Source organism: Flavobacterium sp. 90, from assembly GCF_004339525.1.
Lineage (GTDB): Bacteria > Bacteroidota > Bacteroidia > Flavobacteriales > Flavobacteriaceae > Flavobacterium.
On record NZ_SMGE01000001.1, the window covers coordinates 1,723,040 to 1,740,955 of the forward strand.

General features: G+C 33.9%; 12 protein-coding genes. 7 read left to right on the forward strand and 5 right to left on the reverse strand.

Annotation, left to right across the window (positions count from 1 at the left end; all coding sequences use genetic code 11):
• Positions 1–55: 55 nt before the first annotated feature.
• The 5 genes from C8C83_RS06880 to C8C83_RS06900 form a co-directional block, all read right to left on the reverse strand.
• Entirely contained in the window at positions 56–256 is a 201-nt protein-coding gene (locus C8C83_RS06880; protein WP_121327290.1) for a hypothetical protein, read from the reverse strand.
• Positions 257–351: 95 nt separating this feature from the next.
• Positions 352–552, reverse strand: coding sequence for a hypothetical protein (locus tag C8C83_RS06885; protein ID WP_099710506.1), 201 nt, complete (start codon positions 550–552; stop codon positions 352–354).
• A 644-nt stretch (positions 553–1,196) separates the two neighbouring features.
• Positions 1,197–2,012 (reverse strand): SusE domain-containing protein, encoded by an 816-nt coding sequence (locus C8C83_RS06890; RefSeq protein WP_121327292.1) that lies wholly within the window; start codon positions 2,010–2,012, stop codon positions 1,197–1,199.
• 24 nt (positions 2,013–2,036) lie between these two features.
• On the reverse strand, positions 2,037–3,644 hold the full coding sequence (locus C8C83_RS06895; RefSeq protein WP_121327294.1) for a RagB/SusD family nutrient uptake outer membrane protein: 1,608 nt from the start codon (positions 3,642–3,644) through the stop codon (positions 2,037–2,039).
• Between the two features lie 36 nt (positions 3,645–3,680).
• On the reverse strand, positions 3,681–6,662 hold the full coding sequence (locus tag C8C83_RS06900) for a TonB-dependent receptor (RefSeq protein WP_121327296.1): 2,982 nt from the start codon (positions 6,660–6,662) through the stop codon (positions 3,681–3,683).
• Between the two features lie 236 nt (positions 6,663–6,898).
• Between C8C83_RS06900 and C8C83_RS06905 the strand changes: the two genes are divergently transcribed.
• The 7 genes from C8C83_RS06905 (at position 6,899) to C8C83_RS06935 (ending at position 17,858) form a co-directional block, all read left to right on the forward strand.
• Entirely contained in the window at positions 6,899–7,930 is a 1,032-nt protein-coding gene (locus C8C83_RS06905) for a LacI family DNA-binding transcriptional regulator (protein ID WP_099710501.1), read from the forward strand.
• A 180-nt stretch (positions 7,931–8,110) separates the two neighbouring features.
• A complete protein-coding gene (locus tag C8C83_RS06910; protein ID WP_121327298.1) occupies positions 8,111–9,631 on the forward strand; it encodes an MFS transporter in 1,521 nt (506 codons plus the stop codon).
• Entirely contained in the window at positions 9,624–10,280 is a 657-nt protein-coding gene (pgmB, locus tag C8C83_RS06915; RefSeq protein ID WP_121327300.1) for a beta-phosphoglucomutase, read from the forward strand. The genes C8C83_RS06910 and pgmB overlap by 8 nt, the downstream gene beginning before the upstream one ends.
• Positions 10,281–10,496: 216 nt before the next feature.
• On the forward strand, positions 10,497–12,800 hold the full coding sequence (locus C8C83_RS06920) for a glycoside hydrolase family 65 protein (protein ID WP_121327302.1): 2,304 nt from the start codon (positions 10,497–10,499) through the stop codon (positions 12,798–12,800).
• A 27-nt stretch (positions 12,801–12,827) separates the two neighbouring features.
• On the forward strand, positions 12,828–14,942 hold the full coding sequence (locus tag C8C83_RS06925) for a glycoside hydrolase family 97 protein (protein WP_121327304.1): 2,115 nt from the start codon (positions 12,828–12,830) through the stop codon (positions 14,940–14,942).
• A 125-nt stretch (positions 14,943–15,067) separates the two neighbouring features.
• Positions 15,068–15,886, forward strand: coding sequence for a hypothetical protein (locus C8C83_RS06930; RefSeq protein WP_121327306.1), 819 nt, complete (start codon positions 15,068–15,070; stop codon positions 15,884–15,886).
• A 109-nt stretch (positions 15,887–15,995) separates the two neighbouring features.
• Positions 15,996–17,858 (forward strand): glycoside hydrolase family 13 protein, encoded by a 1,863-nt coding sequence (locus tag C8C83_RS06935; protein ID WP_121327308.1) that lies wholly within the window; start codon positions 15,996–15,998, stop codon positions 17,856–17,858.
• Positions 17,859–17,916: the final 58 nt, after the last annotated feature.

Consider the following 17,916-nt stretch of genomic DNA (forward strand, 5'->3'; position numbering starts at 1 on the left):
AATTGTCTTTTTTTGTCAATTCAAAACACACTTTCTTTATTGAACAAAGAATAGTTTATACGCAAATTCCGTTATAAATGTCTCCTGAATATTCTGGTTTAGGAACACATCTTAAAGCCGGAGCACAATTAAAAATCCCATGATTTAGATAACAGTGACTTCCTGCTGGCGCTCCGCAACCAGAACCACCCTGGATCATTCTCATTTCATCTCTTTTTAAACCTTCACTAATATTTTTTAAACTAATCTTTTTCATTTTAATAAATTTTAAGTTTTATCTGTCTACTCATTAGCTTTTCGACTTCCGCTTTTTGGTTATTTAAAAACACTTCTTTACTTTAAAACAATAATTTAAGAACAAACTGCTGTAAATGTATCTCCGGGAAATAATGGTTTAGAAACGCATCTTAAAGGAGCAGCACAATTAAACACTGGACTCCCGGTAATACAAGGACCGCCTAAACCACATCCGCAGCCAGATCCACCTTGTATCATTCGCATTTCTTCTCTTTTCATTCCTTCATGAATATTCTTCAAACTAATTTTTTTCATTTTTTAGTGAGTTAAAGTAGCCTACTCATTAGCTTTTCGGCTTCCGCTTTTTTGTTCTCCAAAATCCTATTTTTAAGACATCAATTTCTATTTCGGTCCTAGTTGCGCAACTAGTTTCACAGCCTTTTTATCCGTATTTGCAACTACAAATTAATCAGGCTGTTAAATATTAAAATATCATATTTATCTTAAAAATATAAAAAATACGTTATCAAATTACCTTACATTTTTTTAGAGCTCAACTACAACGTTATACTGTTAATAAATAATTAAAATGATAATTAAATATGATTTTTTTTACTCATTAAAAAATTTTAAAGCAACAATTATACATTTTTATCAATTTTAAAAACTTCTTTACTATTCAAGTATAAACCAAAAATCAGAGGACAATAAATCTCATTATATAGTATAAAATGAGTCTCTAATCTCTTACCAATGCTATATGGTTTTGTATATAATTTTATGAAATTTAAAAATTCAGCGTACAAAAAAAGGGCTGTCTTTATAGACAGCCTTTTCAACAGATTTATACCATATTTTAGCAATCTAAAACAACAATCATTTCATAAAAAACTTTGCTATTTTTCTGCCAATAAAAAAGGCTATCCTAAGATAGCCTTTCAATTTATTATATATTAGAGTTAGTCTAAAGTTATAGTTTTTGCTCCGTTATCAATTTTTAAAACTCTTGGTCCTGTTGGTCCAGTATATTTAAAGTTACTATCACCATCACCGGCATTTACCAATTCTGAATCGATCGTATATCCTAAACCTGAATAGTAAGTATAGTTATGACTTGCATCCCAGTTACCATTACTTGTAAAGTTATTTCCTAAGAATTCTCTAAAAGCTTCTCCACTTTTAAGAACAACAGTTACTTGGTAAACATCAGTTTTACCAACTACTAGAGGAAATTCTGTTTCAGCATCTCCATCCCAAGACCATCCTCCAGGTGTAGCTGCTCCAACTAACCAGTGTGAAGTTGCTAATGGTGTATGATAAGGAGTAGCTTTTATAGTGTGGAAATTAGAATATTGGGCTTGTGAACCAATACCAACAGTAGCTTTGATACGAATATCAACACTATTTTCTTCTTTCTCAACAAATCCACCATTAACCAAAGCTGAATTTAGCTCTGCTACTGTCAATGCTCTATAACGCGCAGTAGTTGTAGTTACTGCAGTAGGAGCAGCAAAATTTGTTCCTGCTTTAGCGATTTCAATTGTGTAGTTTACAACAGTTTGAGTACCATCATATTTAGCATCATCCCAAACTACTGTTGTAGCAATTTCTTTTTCATTTTCTTTTGAAAGAACAATGTTAAAGCTATTTTCAGGTGTAAGTAAAACTGGTGCTGTAACTGGTTGTATTACTGGTCTGTTTTCTACGTCATCTGCATTACATGACACTGCTAAAACACCAATGAATGCGATTAAAATTTTATATATATTTTTCATTTTATTATTATTTTATAAGGTTAGTTAGTATCCTGGATTTTGTTTTAAAGTTGGATTTGCCTGAATTGCTGTCGAAGGAATTGGCATTAAGTCTCTGTAAGAATCTGTACCACTACCATTTTTAACGCCACCTTTCCATTGCCAGATTTTAGATCCTCCTGTGAATTTTCCAAAACGAATCAAATCTGTTCTTCTATGACATTCCCAGAACAATTCTCTTGCTCTTTCATCTAAAATAAAATCAAGAGTTAAATCAGTAGCTGTGATAACACCTGCACCAGCTCTTGCTCTAATTTTATTTACTAATTCAACTGATGTAGCCATATTTCCTGCTGCTGCACCTCTTAACGTTGTTTCTGCATACATTAAATACACATCTGATAATCTAAACAATGGAAAATCAGTATCAGGAATATCATTTCTTTGCGCTGCAGTACCATCCGAATTTACATTAGTAAACTTCGTAACTGCATAACCATTCGTAAACACACCAAAATCAGCAATGTCTAAAGTTTGTCCATTTGTATGAAAAGTACCTCTTTTATCTGAAACTGCATTTGCATCAGGAAATAATTGAACAAACTCAGGTCTTGTTCTAATTCCTGCCCATCCACCATTCATTCCTTGTGCAGCAAAATCCATATTTCCGCCAATAGAAGCATGAAGGATAAAACTCATACCTCCACCAGTAGCCCTAATAGCGTTACCATCTCCTATAACAGGGAAAATAACTTCATCCTGAGCACCATTTCTGTCATTATTAGCAGAAAATAAATAACGGTAAGGAACATCAGCAAATTTATAAGCAGAACCTGTAATGATGTCATTACATAAAACTGCCGCTTCATTATTTTTATCTACTCCTGTATATACTTTAGAATTTAAATAAATCTGTGCTAATAAAAATTTCGCAGCAGTTTTATCAATTCTACCATATTCATTAGCTTTTGAAGCTTTTAAACCAGCATCAATATCTTTCAATTCTGATTCAATAAAAGCGAAAACCTGAGCTCTGGTTTTTTGTTCCGGAAAATAGTATCCAACAGGATCTTTTTCTGTAGTAATTGGCACATTTCCAAACAAATCCATTAAATTATAGTATGAATAAGCTCTTAAAAAACGTACTTCAGCTCTAAAAGTAGCAATCTCAGCTTTTAAGTTTGCATCAACATTTCTTTCCGCTAGTTTTTCATCTGTAGTTTGTCTTAAAAACTCATTAGACACACTAATTTCATAAAATGCTCTAGAAAAAATTCCATATAAAAACTGATTACTAGGACTCCAAGTTTGTCCGTTTAATGCTGGCAAACCATCATCACTCCAAGCTACAATTGCTTCATCTGTAGTAAATTCCTGTGTTACAAACATCAAACGTAAGTAACTACTAAAATCACCTCCCAAACCAGCAATATCAGGAGTACCGTCACCATCATTACCTCCTACATACAAACCTGCGTATAACTTTGCCAATACTTGTTTGTATGAAGCCGGATCCTGAAAAAAGGTATCAGAAAGAAACTCATCATCATCTTTTGGCGTCACATCTAAGTCGCTCGTACACGAAGTAAGCGTCATACTTAATCCTAAAATGAATAGGAGAAAATAAGATATATATTTAAATGATATTTTCATTTTGTTTATTTTTAAAATTTAATTTTCAATGTTCTACTAGAAATTCGCATTTACTCCAAACAAGAATGTTCTCGCACGTGGATAAACATTATTGTCGATTCCGTTGAATTTCTCAGGATCTAAACCTTTATATTTTGTAATAACAAAAACATTTTGAACTCCCGCTGTAAATCTTAATGAAGCAGCTTTTAGTAATGTTTTATCAAAAGTGTATCCTACTACCAAATTATCTAATTTGATAAAAGAAGCATCTTTTACAAAATAATCAGAGTAGTTACGTTGTGTTCCATTCGAATTATTTTCAGTTGAAAATCCTGTATTAAAATAATCTGAACTGATGTTAGATAAATCAGATTGTCTTCTTAAACCTGCTTCTAAATATCCTTTGTCAGAGCTTATGTTATCATAAATATAGTTTCCTAAACTTCCTCTCCAGTTCATTGTAAAATCGAATTTTTTATAATTCAAAGTAGTATATAATCCAAAAGTATAGTCTGCTGTTGGTTTATGAAATTTGTAACGATCGGCATCTGTAATAGCACCATCTCCATTTCTGTCTGCGTATGCTCCCTGAATTGGTCTTTTGTTTGCATCATACAATTGCTCAAATACGAAAAATGAATTTGGAGCAAATCCTGCAGAATGAATCAACACTTGGTTTCCAGAACCTCCCGCAATAACATCTCCTGTAATATATCCTTGAAAACCAGGAACAGTAACTCCTAAATCAGAAATTTTCTGATCTATATAAGTTGCATTAACAGCAACGTTCCAAGTTAATTGATCCGTTTTAATAATATCAGATTGAAGATTAAACTCCACACCTTTTGTTCTTACACTACCAATATTGTTGTATCCTTTATTTCTAATATTAGCTCCGTCAGGAACAGGAATATCAGCCAAAAGATCACTTGATTTTTTATCAAAATAGTTAACAGTACCTGTAATTCTATCATTAAGGAAACCAAAATCAACTCCTACATTTGACTCAGCCAAATCTTCCCATTTAATATTTGGGTTATATCCTTCAGGTCTTGCTGCTTTGTAAACAACCCCGTTAAAAAGATATTGCGTGTTGATTGTTCCTAAAGTTACTCTTCGTAAATAATCGTACTGAGGCGGAATATCCTGTTGCCCAGTTGTTCCGTAACCAACTCTTAATTTCAAACTAGATAAAGTCGAATTACCTTTTAAGAAATCTTCCTGAGCAAGATTCCATGCAAAAGCTGCTCCTCCAAAATTACCCCATCTGTTATCTTCAGAAAAACGTGAAGTTCCGTCTCTTCTGTAGTTTAGAGTTAATAAATATCTACTGTCATAATTTAAAGTCAAACGACCAAAATAAGATTGTAAATTAACATCCGGATCAGTGGTAACATCTTCTTTAGGATTTGGTTCTCTGGTTTGTCCTGAATCATATCCAACTCTTTGAAACAACTGATAGTTATATCCTGCTGTTGCATCAATTTTAAACTTTCCTAAATCTTTAGTATAGTTAAAATAAGTATTTAAGTTTTTATTCTGACGACTGTCTGTATAATGTATATCTCCTCCTAAATTTACCCAATTACCTGAAGTAAATACGTTTGGCTGATATCCTAAAGCGCTTTCATTACTTACTCTTGTATAACCATCACTATTAAATTTATCAATACCACCTTCAACAACGATTCTTAAATCTTCGAAGAAATGAAATTTATAATCTAATCTGATGTTACCCCATTTTCTGGTAGATGTAGCTCTACGATCGTCTTGATTTAATCTTGCAACCGGGTTTCTTGCCGGTAATAATGGTAAATTTCCACTTGGCTCCAACCACTCAAAATATCCTCCATAACGAGAACCTGCCTGATAAACAGATTGCGTTGGATCAAATCCGATAGCACTACCAATTACAGCACCTTCATCCTGAAATTGATTTTTTCCAAAAGCTAAATTTCCACTAATATCAATTTTCAAGTGATTGTCAAACAATACAGGGTTTAACGATATCGATGTCGTAGTTCTTTCGAAAGAAGTGTTTCTTAAGATTCCTGGATTATCAACATTTCCAACAGATAAACGCACTGGTAATTTGTTAAACAAAGCACCACTTACAGAGATATTGTTGTTAGTAGTCAAAGCAGTGTGAAAAATTTCATCCTGCCAATTTGTGTTTGCTGTACCCAATAAAGCTTTTTGAGCAGAAGAACCTTTTTCGTTCACTACAGCACGATATTGATCAGCACTTAAAACATCTACTGTATTAGCCACAGTATTTACACCAACCTGAGAGTTAAAGTTAACTTTCACGCCACCTTTAGTTCCTTTTTTAGTCGTAATAACAATTACACCATTTGCTGCTCTTGAACCATAAATTGCAGCTGCAGAAGCATCTTTCAAAACAGTAAAAGATTCGATATCATTTGGATCAATTGTAGACAAAATACTTGTTGAACCGTTAGGAACAGCATTACTCATAGGAAGTCCATCAATTACAATTAATGGCTCATTTGAAGCACTTAACGAAGATCCTCCACGAATTCTAATATCTGCTTTAGCTCCCGGAGCACCTCCTCCAACAACATTTACACCAGCAATACGTCCGCTGATTAAACTTTCAGGAGTTACGTTAATTCCTTTATTAAATTCTTTTGAAGAGATTTGAGAAACAGACCCTGTTGCGTCTTTTTTCTTAACAGTTCCGTAACCTACCTGTACCACAACTTCTTTAAGTTGATTGTTATCTTCCTCTAAAGAAACGTTGAGTGTTTTTTGCCCGGTATAATCAATGGTTTCTGTTTTGTATCCAATAAAAGATACCGTAATTTTGTTACCATTTTTAACATTTGAAAGTTGGTAATTACCATCAAATCCGGTTGATGCTCCACTTGGAGAACCCTGTACATTTACGTTTACTCCTGGTATTGGCTGACCTGTTGCTTTATCGACAACAGTCCCTTTTAAAGTGTTTTGAGCTAACACAGTAAACGGCAACAATAGGAATAAAAATAACAACTTTTTGTAAATTGTTTTCATACTTTTTGTTTAAATTAGTTTGAGTTTTTGATTGTTAGTTAAGTTTTTAATTTTACTTCGAATTTCAAAATTAGGAATTTATTAACACGACCAACACCCGGCAATTTTTATTGGTTTACGAAAACGTGGTAGTGTTGAAAACTTTCTATTTTTTGTAATCTTTTAAGTCAAAAATTGTCAATTCTAAAAATATAAGATACCTTTATTAACAATTAGATTTTTTTCAAATAACCATTATGAAACGCAAAATAACCCTGAAACAGATTGCCAAAGAACTTGACGTATCTATTTCAACTGTCTCAAAGTCACTACGAAACAGTCTGGAAATAGGCGAAGAGACCCGTTTAAAAGTGCAAGCTTTTGCAAAGTTTTACAACTATAAACCCAACAATATCGCCCTTAGTTTAAAAAATCGAAAAACCAAAAGTATTGGTATTATCATTCCGGAAATTGTACATTATTTTTTCTCTACAGTCATCAACGGAATCGAACAAGTTGCTAACGAAAATGGCTATAGCGTTGTGATTTGTTTATCTGATGATTCATTCGATAAAGAAGTCCTGAATATGGAAATGTTGGCCAACGGAAGTATCGATGGTTTTATCATGTCACTCTCTAAAGAAACCCAATACAAAGGCGATTTTCATCATATTACCGAAGTTATTAATCAAGGAATGCCCGTTGTAATGTTCGACCGCGTTACCAATGATATTTTATGTGATAAAGTAATTATTGATGATAAAGCTGCGGCTTATGAAGCGGTTCAAAGTTTGATTGATAATGGCCGAAAAAAGATCGCTTTAGTGACCACTGTCGATTATGTAAGCGTTGGAAAATTAAGAACCGATGGTTACGAAAAAGCACTTCTGGACAACGGATTACCATTCAATGAAGATTTAATCATAAAAATTGAAGACGTCGATACTTGCGAAATCACAATTAGTCAACTTTTGCACGACAGAGCTTTTGATGCTGTTTTTGCTGTAAATGAGCTTTTTGCCGTAACAATTATCAAAACTGCCTCAAAAATGGGATTAAAAGTTCCCGAAGATTTAGCCGTAATTGCTTTTACAGACGGAATTATCTCAAAATATTCAACGCCAAGTATTACAACCGTAAGCCAAAGCGGAGAAAAAATGGGAAATAAAGCGGCTAAAATGCTGATCGAAAGACTTGAAGCCGAACATGATGATGACGATGAAGAAAACGAAAATTACACCACCGAAGTTATCGAAACACATCTAATACAACGAGAATCTACTGACTAAAATTCTTAAAATCAATACATTCTAAAGTCATAAATAACATTTATGACTTTTTTGTTAGCATAAATAAAAAAATAATTAATACTTTTACGCCTGCTCAAAGCTTTTACTTTTACTTCGAAACCATAAGTAAGTTTTGATAAGCAAAGCGCTTATCGTCTAATTAATTATTTAATTACGATAATGGAAAAGCGTAAATTAAGTTTCTGGGAAATTTGGAACATGAGTTTTGGTTTCTTAGGAATACAGTTTGGTTTTGCACTGCAAAACGCAAATACTTCAAGAATTTTTGAAACACTCGGCGCTAAAATTGACGAAATTCCGATTTTATGGATTGCAGCTCCCGTTTCAGGATTAATAATCCAACCCGTAATTGGTTACTTTAGCGATAGAACCTGGACTCGTTTAGGCAGACGTCGCCCCTATTTTTTAATTGGAGCCATTTTATCTTCAATCGCATTATTCATTATGCCAAACTCTCCAACATTATGGATTGCAGCCGGAACTTTATGGATAATGGATGCTTCGATAAATGTTTCGATGGAACCTTTTCGTGCCTTTGTTGGCGATAATTTACCCGAAAAACAACGCACTCTAGGCTTCGCAATGCAAAGTTTCTTTATTGGAACCGGCGCCGTGGTAGGTTCTGTTTTGCCTTATTTATTTACAAATGTTTTTGGCGTAAGCAATACAGCGCCGGAAGGAATTATTCCCGATTCAGTAAAATGGTCTTTCTATATTGGCGGAATTGTTTTCTTGCTTTCCGTTTTATGGACTGTATTTAAAACCACAGAATACACACCCGAAGAACTTCATGCTTTTGAAGCTCAAAGCAAAAAAGACAAAGAAGATCTTATCCTAAATCCGGAAACAGAATCTAAAAGTAACATCAAGAGACAATTGTCTATAGGAATATTATTGACCGTTATTGGGGGATTAGTTTCCTTTTTAATTTTCGAAAATAGTCTTGCCAAAGAACTTTATATTTTGTTTGTAGGTTTAGTTTTCATGGGAGTTTTATTCATGATCGCGTCACAATTAAGAAGCTCTCAGGTCAATAATGGTTTTACAATCATTATGACCGATTTATTGAATATGCCAACTACAATGAAAAAACTGGCTTGGGTTCAGTTTTTCTCTTGGTTTGCTTTATTTTCAATGTGGATTTATACTACGCAAGCCGTTACACAACACATTTTTGGAACAACAGATACAACTTCTAAAGTATATAATGACGCCGCAGATTGGGTTTCTGTATTATTTACAGTTTATAACGGAATCGCCGCTGCAGTTGCCTTTTTACTGCCAATTATTGCAAAAAAAGTAGGCGTTAGAGCAACACATTTATTAGCATTATGTGCCGGAGGTGTTGGTTTAATTTCGATTTATTTTATTGGTGATAAACAAATGCTAATACTTCCAATGTTGGGAGTTGGTATTGCCTGGGCAAGTATTTTATCAATGCCTTATGCCATGTTATCCGGCGCTTTACCGGCAGCAAAAATGGGATATTATATGGGTGTTTTTAACTTTTTTGTCGTAATTCCGCAAATTGTAGCCGCCACAATATTAGGTTTTGTAATCAAACAATTCTTTCATAACGAACCAATATACGCCTTAATTATAGGGGGAGTATCTATGATATTTGCAGGATTACTTACCCTTAGAGTAAATAGCAGAACTAAAATTGAAATTCATGAATAATAAAAAAGCATTCATCTTCGATCTTGATGGAGTAATCGTTGATACCGCTAAATACCACTTTTTAGCTTGGCAGAAAATTGCTAAAGCACTAAATATAAATTTTACACACGAAAACAACGAATTACTAAAAGGAGTAAGTCGCGAGCGTTCGTTAGATATAATTCTTGGATTAGGAAATGTTCAGGCTTCACAAGAAGACAAGAACAAATGGTTAGTTCAAAAAAATGAAGATTACTTATCTTATTTAGTTGACATGGATGAAAGCGAGATTCTTCCTGGCGTACTTAAAACGCTACAACTATTAAAAGAAAAAAACCAAGGAATTGCGTTGGGTTCAGCGAGTAAAAATGCCCGACCAATCCTTGAGAAAACAGGAATCCTTTCGTATTTCGATGTTATTGTTGACGGAAACGATGTTACCAATGCAAAACCAGATCCGGAAGTTTTCTTAAAAGCGGCTCAATTACTTCAAATTGACCCAAAAAATTCAATTGTATTTGAAGATTCAGTTGCCGGAATCCAAGCGGCAAACATAGGAGAAATGGTAAGTGTAGGAATTGGTGAGGAAACAATTTTACATGAAGCTGATTATATTTTTAAAGATTTTAACGAAATCGACACACAGTTTATCGAGAAACTAATCGGTTAGTGAAGAATGTGGCAATTTGATAATTAGATAATTCACGCAATCTTGAATTATCTAATTAAAGAACCCAATTTTAAAAATAAAATCATCAATTAAAAAGTAAAATAGTACAACAACGAGCAATTAAGAATAGAATACAATTAGAAGCAGACAAAGACAAGTAATTATCTCATTTTCTAATTGACACATTTTCTAATTGACAATTATCTAATTAAAAAAATGAATCAAGATTATATAAAACCGGACAACTGGTCCATCATTGAAGAAGGATTTGATGCCGAACGCGTAAAATCGTCCGAAAGTCTTTTTAGTATCGGAAACGGTGCGATGGGACAACGCGCCAATTTTGAAGAAACTTATTCTGGTGAAACTTTTCAGGGAAGTTACATCGCAGGAATTTACTATCCGGATAAAACCAAAGTGGGTTGGTGGAAAAACGGATATCCAAAGTATTTTGCGAAGGTATTAAACGCTCCAAACTGGATTGGAATTGACGTCGAAATCAACGAAGAAAATTTAGATTTAAATACTTGTACCGAAGTTAAAAACTTCCGTAGAGAATTGAATATGAAAGAAGGTTGGTACAATCGTTCTTTTGAAGCTACATTAAAAAACGGAACCGAAATTGCGGTAAATGTTCGTCGTTTTCTTTCTTTGGATTTGGATGAAACGGGAATTATCAAATACGAAATTACGCCTTTAAACAAAGATGCAAAAATCGTTTACAAACCTTATATCGACGCTGGTGTAACCAATGAAGATGCAAACTGGGAAGAAAAATTCTGGGAACCATTAGAAGTAAAAAAATCAAATAGTGACGCTTTTGTAACCGCGCAAACTTTCAAAACGCATTTTAAAGTTACGACTTTCATGCACAATACTATTTTTGCAAACGGAGAAAACGTAAATATTTCTCCTTCAACAATCGATTCAACAACAGATAAAGTTCAGTTTACTTACGGAACTATTATCGCAAAAGGACAAACCTCATCAATCCAGAAAATTGGTGGTTATACTGTTTCTTTAAACCACGAAAACACTTTGGCTGCAGCCGAAAAAGCAATAAAAGCTGCCGTTAATTTAGGATACGATACTTTACTTCAAAATCAAATTGAAGCTTGGAGTAAAATCTGGGAAATGTCAGATATTACAATCGATGGTGATGTAAAAGCACAACAAGGAATTCGTTTCAACATTTTTCAATTGAACCAAACTTATTTAGGAAAAGATTCTCGTTTGAATATTGGTCCAAAGGGTTTTACGGGAGAAAAATACGGCGGATCAACTTATTGGGATACTGAAGCTTATTGTATTCCGTTTTATATGGCGACCAAAGATCAGCAAGTTGCGAGAAACTTATTGACGTATCGTTTCAATCAATTGGATAAAGCGATCGAAAATGCCAAAGACAATTTAGGTTTCAAAAATGGCGCTGCTTTATATCCAATGGTGACCATGAATGGTGAAGAATGCCACAACGAATGGGAAATCACGCACGAAGAAATCCACAGAAATGGTGCAATTGCATTTGCGATTTACAACTATTACCGTTTCACCGGAGATTACTCTTATATTCCTGAAAAAGGCTTAGAAGTTTTAATTGGAATTGCGCGTTTCTGGCATCAGAGAGCTTCATTTTCTAAAGAAAAAAATCAATACGTGATTCTTGGAGTTACAGGTCCAAATGAATACGAAAATAACATCAACAATAATTTCTATACCAATTATATTGCAAAATGGTGTATTGATTTTGCATCGGAACAAATTAATAAAGTTGGAACAGAATATCCTGAAGATCACAAACGTGTATTAGAAAAGGTAAAACTTTCGGCTAATGAAATTCAGGAATGGAAAAAAGTTGCTGATGATATGTACTTCCCAACGTCTAAGGAATTGGGTATTTATTTGCAACAAGACGGTTTCTTAGACAAAGATTTAGTTCCTGTAAAAGACTTAGACAAATCGCAAAGACCAATCAATCAAAAATGGTCTTGGGATCGTGTTTTACGTTCGCCTTATATCAAACAAGCCGATGTTTTGCAGTGTTTTTATTTCTTCGAAGATCATTTTTCGAAAGAAGAATTAAAACGCAATTTCGAATTTTACGAATCATTTACTGTTCATGAAAGTTCACTTTCGCCTTGCGTTCACTCAATTCAGGCTGCACATCTGGACAAAATGGATATGGCTTATACCTTCTATTTAAGAACTTCTCGTTTGGATCTTGACGATTATAATAAAGAAGTCGAAGAAGGTTGCCACATTACCTCAATGGCAGGAACTTGGATGAGTATTGTAGAAGGTTTTGGCGGAATGCGTGTTAAAAATGATCAGCTTCATTTTGCGCCAAAAATTCCAAAAGAATGGAAAGGTTATTCGTTTAAAATCAACTTTAGAAATCAAATTCTGAAAGTTGATGTAAATCACGACGAAACCACTTTTACAGTAGATGGCGACCAAGATTTAACAATTGTCGTGAACGGAAATCCTGTAATTGCAAGTAAATTTGTACAAATAAATTAAATTACAATACCCTAAAAACTAAAAAACATGAAAAACTTATTTTTCGCAAGTTTAATCTTGTTTGCTTTTAGCTCGATTGCAAAAGCGCAACAATTAAAATCACCCGAAGGCAAGTTCGTAATGGAATTTTCGCTTCAAAATGACGGAACTCCAACTTACAATTTAAAATACAAAAATAAAGAAGTTGTAAAAACCAGTAAATTAGGTCTTGAACTTAAAGATGACAAAAAATCTTTATTGAATGATTTTACAGTTGTAGATACAAAAACATCCACTTTTGACGAAAACTGGAAACCGGTTTGGGGAGAAGTAGACAATATTAGAAATCATTATAATGAATTGGCTGTTACTTTAAATCAAAAAGGAACTGACAGACAAATCATTATCCGTTTCCGTTTATTTGATGACGGACTTGGATTTAGATATGAATTTCCGGCTCAAAAGAATCTTACTTATTTCGTAATCAAAGAAGAAAGAACTCAGTTTGCAATGGCTGGAGATCATACTGCTTTCTGGATTCCGGGAGATTATGATACTCAGGAATACGATTATACAAAATCTAAATTATCTGAAATTAGAGGGTTATCTCAAAAAGCATACACAGCAAATGTTTCTCAAAAGAACTTTTCTCCAACAGGAGTTCAGACTTCTTTGATGTTAAAAACTGCTGACGGAATCTACATCAACTTGCACGAAGCTGCTTTGATCAACTATTCTTGTATGCACTTGAATCTTGATGACAAAAACATGATTTTCGAATCTTGGTTAACGCCAGATGCAAAAGGTGATAAAGGATATATGCAAGCACCGAGTCACTCGCCTTGGAGAACAATTATGGTAAGCGATAATGCTACAGAAATCTTGTCTTCAAAAATGACTTTGAACTTAAATGATCCATCAAAAATTGACGATACATCTTGGATTAAACCAGTAAAATATGTTGGTGTTTGGTGGGAAATGATTACAGGAAAAAGCTCTTGGTCATACACAAATGATTTCCCAACGGTACAATTGGGAGTTTCTGATTTCTCTAAAGCAAAACCAAGCGGAACACACGGAGCAAACAATGCTAACGTAAAAAAATACATTGATTTTGCTGCTGCAAATGGTTTCGATGCTGTTTTAGTTGAAGGTTGGAACGAAGGCTGGGAAGACTGGTTTGGACATTCAAAAGATTATGTTTTTGATTTCGTAACGCCTTATCCTGATTTTGATGTAAAAGGTTTACACGAATACGCAAAATCTAAAGGTGTAAAAATCATCATGCACCATGAAACTTCAGGTTCTGTTCGTAACTACGAGCGTCATATGGACAAAGCGTATCAATTCATGAAAGACAACGGATATGATGCTGTAAAAAGCGGATATGTTGGAGATATTTTACCTCGCGGTGAAAACCATTACGATCAATGGATTGTAAACCACTATCAATATGCAATTGAAAAAGCTGCTGATTATAAAATTATGGTGAATGCTCACGAAGCAGTTCGTCCAACAGGAATTTGCAGAACATATCCTAACTTAATTGGAAACGAAGCGGCAAGAGGAACAGAATACCAAGCTTTTGGAGGTTCTAAACCAAATCACGTTACCGTTTTACCATTTACACGTTTAATTGGAGGTCCAATGGATTACACGCCTGGAATCTTCGAAATGGATATCAGCAAAATGAATCCTGATAACAAATCTCATGTAAACAGTACAATAGCAAACCAATTGGCATTATACGTTACAATGTACAGCCCGTTGCAAATGGCAGCTGATACTCCGGATAACTACAACCGTTTTCCAGATGCATTTCAATTTATTAAAGATGTGGCTGTAGATTGGTCAGAAAGTAAATATATCGAGGCTGAACCGGGAGATTATATCACCGTAGCTCGTAAAGCAAAAGGAACAAACAACTGGTTCGTAGGAAACGTAAACGGAGAAACTCCTCGTACATCAAATATCGATTTCAGTTTCCTTGAAAAAGGTAAAAAATATACCGCTACAATTTATGCTGATGCAAAAGATGCGCATTACAAAACAAATCCGCAAGCTTATACTATCAAGAAAATTGCAGTAACAAACAAATCAAAATTATCGCAGTTATCTGCTCCTGGTGGAGGTTATGCAATAAGCATTATCGAAACTAAATAATTTTTTCAAAGACAAGTGATTTTCCCCAAGATTACTTGTCTTTTTTTTAAGATTGCTATATTTGGATTGCAAGGTTTCCAAAACGATAACGGAAATTTAAATTGCATTAATCAAATCAATATAAAATGAGAAACGTTATAAGTTTATTTTTAAGCCTTTTACTTCTTTCCTGCAATCAGAAAAACGAAAAAATCCTTAAACCAAGTACCGAAAATAAAAAGTCAGACTCTTTAGATAAAATTGATATCGATAAAACGCTTTTTTGTGTTTATAATTTATCAAAAACAACAACCGCAATTGTGGTGAATCTAAATGAAACTCCTAACGGAACTGAATTTGATAAAATTTTTAATCAGGTGAGTGCCAAAGATTCTTTAGATAATATTTTATACCAAGACACTACTAAAGTTCAAAACTTTGAATATTATGATACATTAGGAAGTTTCAAACTTATTAAAAGTAAAACACTAGAACGTGAGATTAAAAAGATTGTCGATAAGAGTTATTACGTTTATGGTACAAAGGGATTTTCGAAAGTAACAATAAACAACGTAGTTTGCGGACTTGATGAATGCCGAACCAATATTATTGCTTTTCCAATTGAAAATTTTGACACCGCTAAAAACGGAAAACCTATTTTTTGCTCAAAACAGCTATTAAAAATAAACTATCAGAACAACTATTTTGATATTGAGAAAAAAGTAAGGGCATTTGATGAAAAGGAAAGTAAAAATTATGATTATAAAGACGATATCAAGACGAAAGTATTTGCCAATGTTGGAGATGCGTATTTTGCCTATAACGATGATTTTATGTGGGGAAGAGATCCTGAAAACAGTAAATGTAAATTTCCCGGAAGAACAATTTATATCGTAAAAAAAGATCAGCCTATAAAAAAATTCTGGGTGAATGGTTTAGATCTATTTGGGATTCCCTGTGACTAAAACAGTCCTGACAGTTTTTTTGAGGTTAATCTCCAAAAAATTAAAGAACAATATAAATATTAGCGAAATCAAGCTTTCAAATATTTATAATAAAACATTAAAAGCTATTATGAACAACCTAAAAACAAACCACTATATCTATAAATTAATTTTAATGGTCTTGCTTTTTTCTGCTTCCGCGAAAGCGCAAATCCAGAAAGTGGAACCGCCATTTTGGTACGCCGGAATGAAAAATCCGGAATTACAGATTATGTTCTACGGAAAAAATATTGCACAATACGAAGCTTCAGTTTCGAATAATGTGGTGATTAAAAATGTAGAAAAAACCGAAAATCCTAACTACCTTTTCGTAACAATCGACACACAAAATCTTAAAGCTTCTGAATTGGTTTTCTCTTTCAAAACCAAAAACAAAGTTGCCTTTACACAAAAATATTCCCTTAAAGAAAGAAGAGCAAATTCGGCAGATAGAAAAAGTTACGATGCATCGGATATGATTTACTTAATCATGCCGGATCGTTTTGCCAACGGAAATCCAAAAAACGACAGTAATGCTTCTTTAACAGAACAAGCAAACCGTCAAGATCCAAGCGGACGTCATGGCGGCGATATCGAAGGAATCATCAAAAACCTTGATTATATTTCGTCTCTAGGCGCAACCACAATTTGGAGCACGCCTTTATGCGAAGACAACGACAAACAACATTCGTATCATACTTACGGACAATCTGATGTTTATAAAATAGATCCGCGTTACGGAACCAATGACGATTACGCTCGCCTTTCGGCAGAAATGCATAAAAAGAACCTGAAACTGGTTATGGATTATGTGACCAATCACTGGGGAATTACACACTGGATGATGAAAGACATTCCAACCAAAACATGGTTCAATCAATTCGAAAATTTCACACAAACACACCACAGACGTGAAGTTATTCCAGACACTCATGCATCCAAAATAGATCAGGAAATTTGTATTGACGGTTGGTTCGTTCCTTCAATGCCAGATTTAAATTTAAGAAATCCTCTCGTTGCAAAATATTTAACTCAAAATGCCATTTGGTGGATAGAATTCGCCAATCTTGACGGTTTTAGAGTAGACACTTATAATTATTCTGATAAAAGTGCAATGTCAAATTGGGCAAAATCGATTACAAACGAATATCCTAATTTTAATATTGTGGGGGAAATCTGGATGCACAATCAGGCAAGTTTAGCCTTTTGGCAGAAAGACAGTAAAATTGGTGCGATCGAAAATTACAATTCGAATTTACCAACTGTAATGGATTTTACTTTACAAGATCAAATCAATTCTGCTTTCAATGAAAATGAACCAAGCTGGGATAACGGATTGATTAAATTCTACAACAATTTTGCAATGGATTATTTATATCCAAACCCAAATAGTATTCTGGTTTTTGCCGAAAATCATGACACAGACCGTATGAACCATAACTTTAAATATGATTTACCAAAATACAAACTTGCCATGACTTTATTGGCTACAATACGCGGAATTCCACAAGTATATTACGGTTCAGAAATTGGAATGGGCGGCGATAAAGGTAAAGGCGATGCCGATATTCGTCAGGATTTTCCAGGCGGATGGAATGGCGATAAAAACAACGCTTTTACCGCAGCAGGAAGAAATGCTGAACAAGCCAAATTCTTTGATTTTACTTCTAAATTATTCACTTGGAGAAAATCGAATGATGCCGTTCACTTCGGGAAAATGACACATTATATTCCAGAAAACAACACTTATGTTTATTTCAGATATACAGATGCAAAAACCGTAATGGTGGTTTTTAATAACAATGCAAAAGAGCAAACTATCAAAACAAATCGCTTTAAAGAAAATATCAAAAGCTTTAAATCAGGAAAAGATATTTTGACAGGAAAAACATTCGATTTAACTTCTGAAATTACTTTGGAACCAAAATCCGCAATTGTTTTAGAATTGGAATAAAATATGAGAATGTTAGACGCACTGCTGTGCGTCTCTACATTCGATCGCGTAACCGTAG

Excerpts from the sequence above, each read along its gene's own strand:
- C8C83_RS06880 (WP_121327290.1), bottom strand. The coding sequence starts at position 256 with ATGAAAAAGATTAGTTTAAAAAATATTAGTGAAGGTTTAAAAAGAGAT.
- C8C83_RS06885 (WP_099710506.1), bottom strand. The coding sequence starts at position 552 with ATGAAAAAAATTAGTTTGAAGAATATTCATGAAGGAATGAAAAGAGAA.
- C8C83_RS06890 (WP_121327292.1), bottom strand. The coding sequence starts at position 2,012 with ATGAAAAATATATATAAAATTTTAATCGCATTCATTGGTGTTTTAGCA.
- C8C83_RS06895 (WP_121327294.1), bottom strand. The coding sequence starts at position 3,644 with ATGAAAATATCATTTAAATATATATCTTATTTTCTCCTATTCATTTTA.
- C8C83_RS06900 (WP_121327296.1), bottom strand. The coding sequence starts at position 6,662 with ATGAAAACAATTTACAAAAAGTTGTTATTTTTATTCCTATTGTTGCCG.
- C8C83_RS06905 (WP_099710501.1), top strand. The coding sequence starts at position 6,899 with ATGAAACGCAAAATAACCCTGAAACAGATTGCCAAAGAACTTGACGTA.
- C8C83_RS06910 (WP_121327298.1), top strand. The coding sequence starts at position 8,111 with ATGGAAAAGCGTAAATTAAGTTTCTGGGAAATTTGGAACATGAGTTTT.
- pgmB (WP_121327300.1), top strand. The coding sequence starts at position 9,624 with ATGAATAATAAAAAAGCATTCATCTTCGATCTTGATGGAGTAATCGTT.
- C8C83_RS06920 (WP_121327302.1), top strand. The coding sequence starts at position 10,497 with ATGAATCAAGATTATATAAAACCGGACAACTGGTCCATCATTGAAGAA.
- C8C83_RS06925 (WP_121327304.1), top strand. The coding sequence starts at position 12,828 with ATGAAAAACTTATTTTTCGCAAGTTTAATCTTGTTTGCTTTTAGCTCG.
- C8C83_RS06930 (WP_121327306.1), top strand. The coding sequence starts at position 15,068 with ATGAGAAACGTTATAAGTTTATTTTTAAGCCTTTTACTTCTTTCCTGC.
- C8C83_RS06935 (WP_121327308.1), top strand. The coding sequence starts at position 15,996 with ATGAACAACCTAAAAACAAACCACTATATCTATAAATTAATTTTAATG.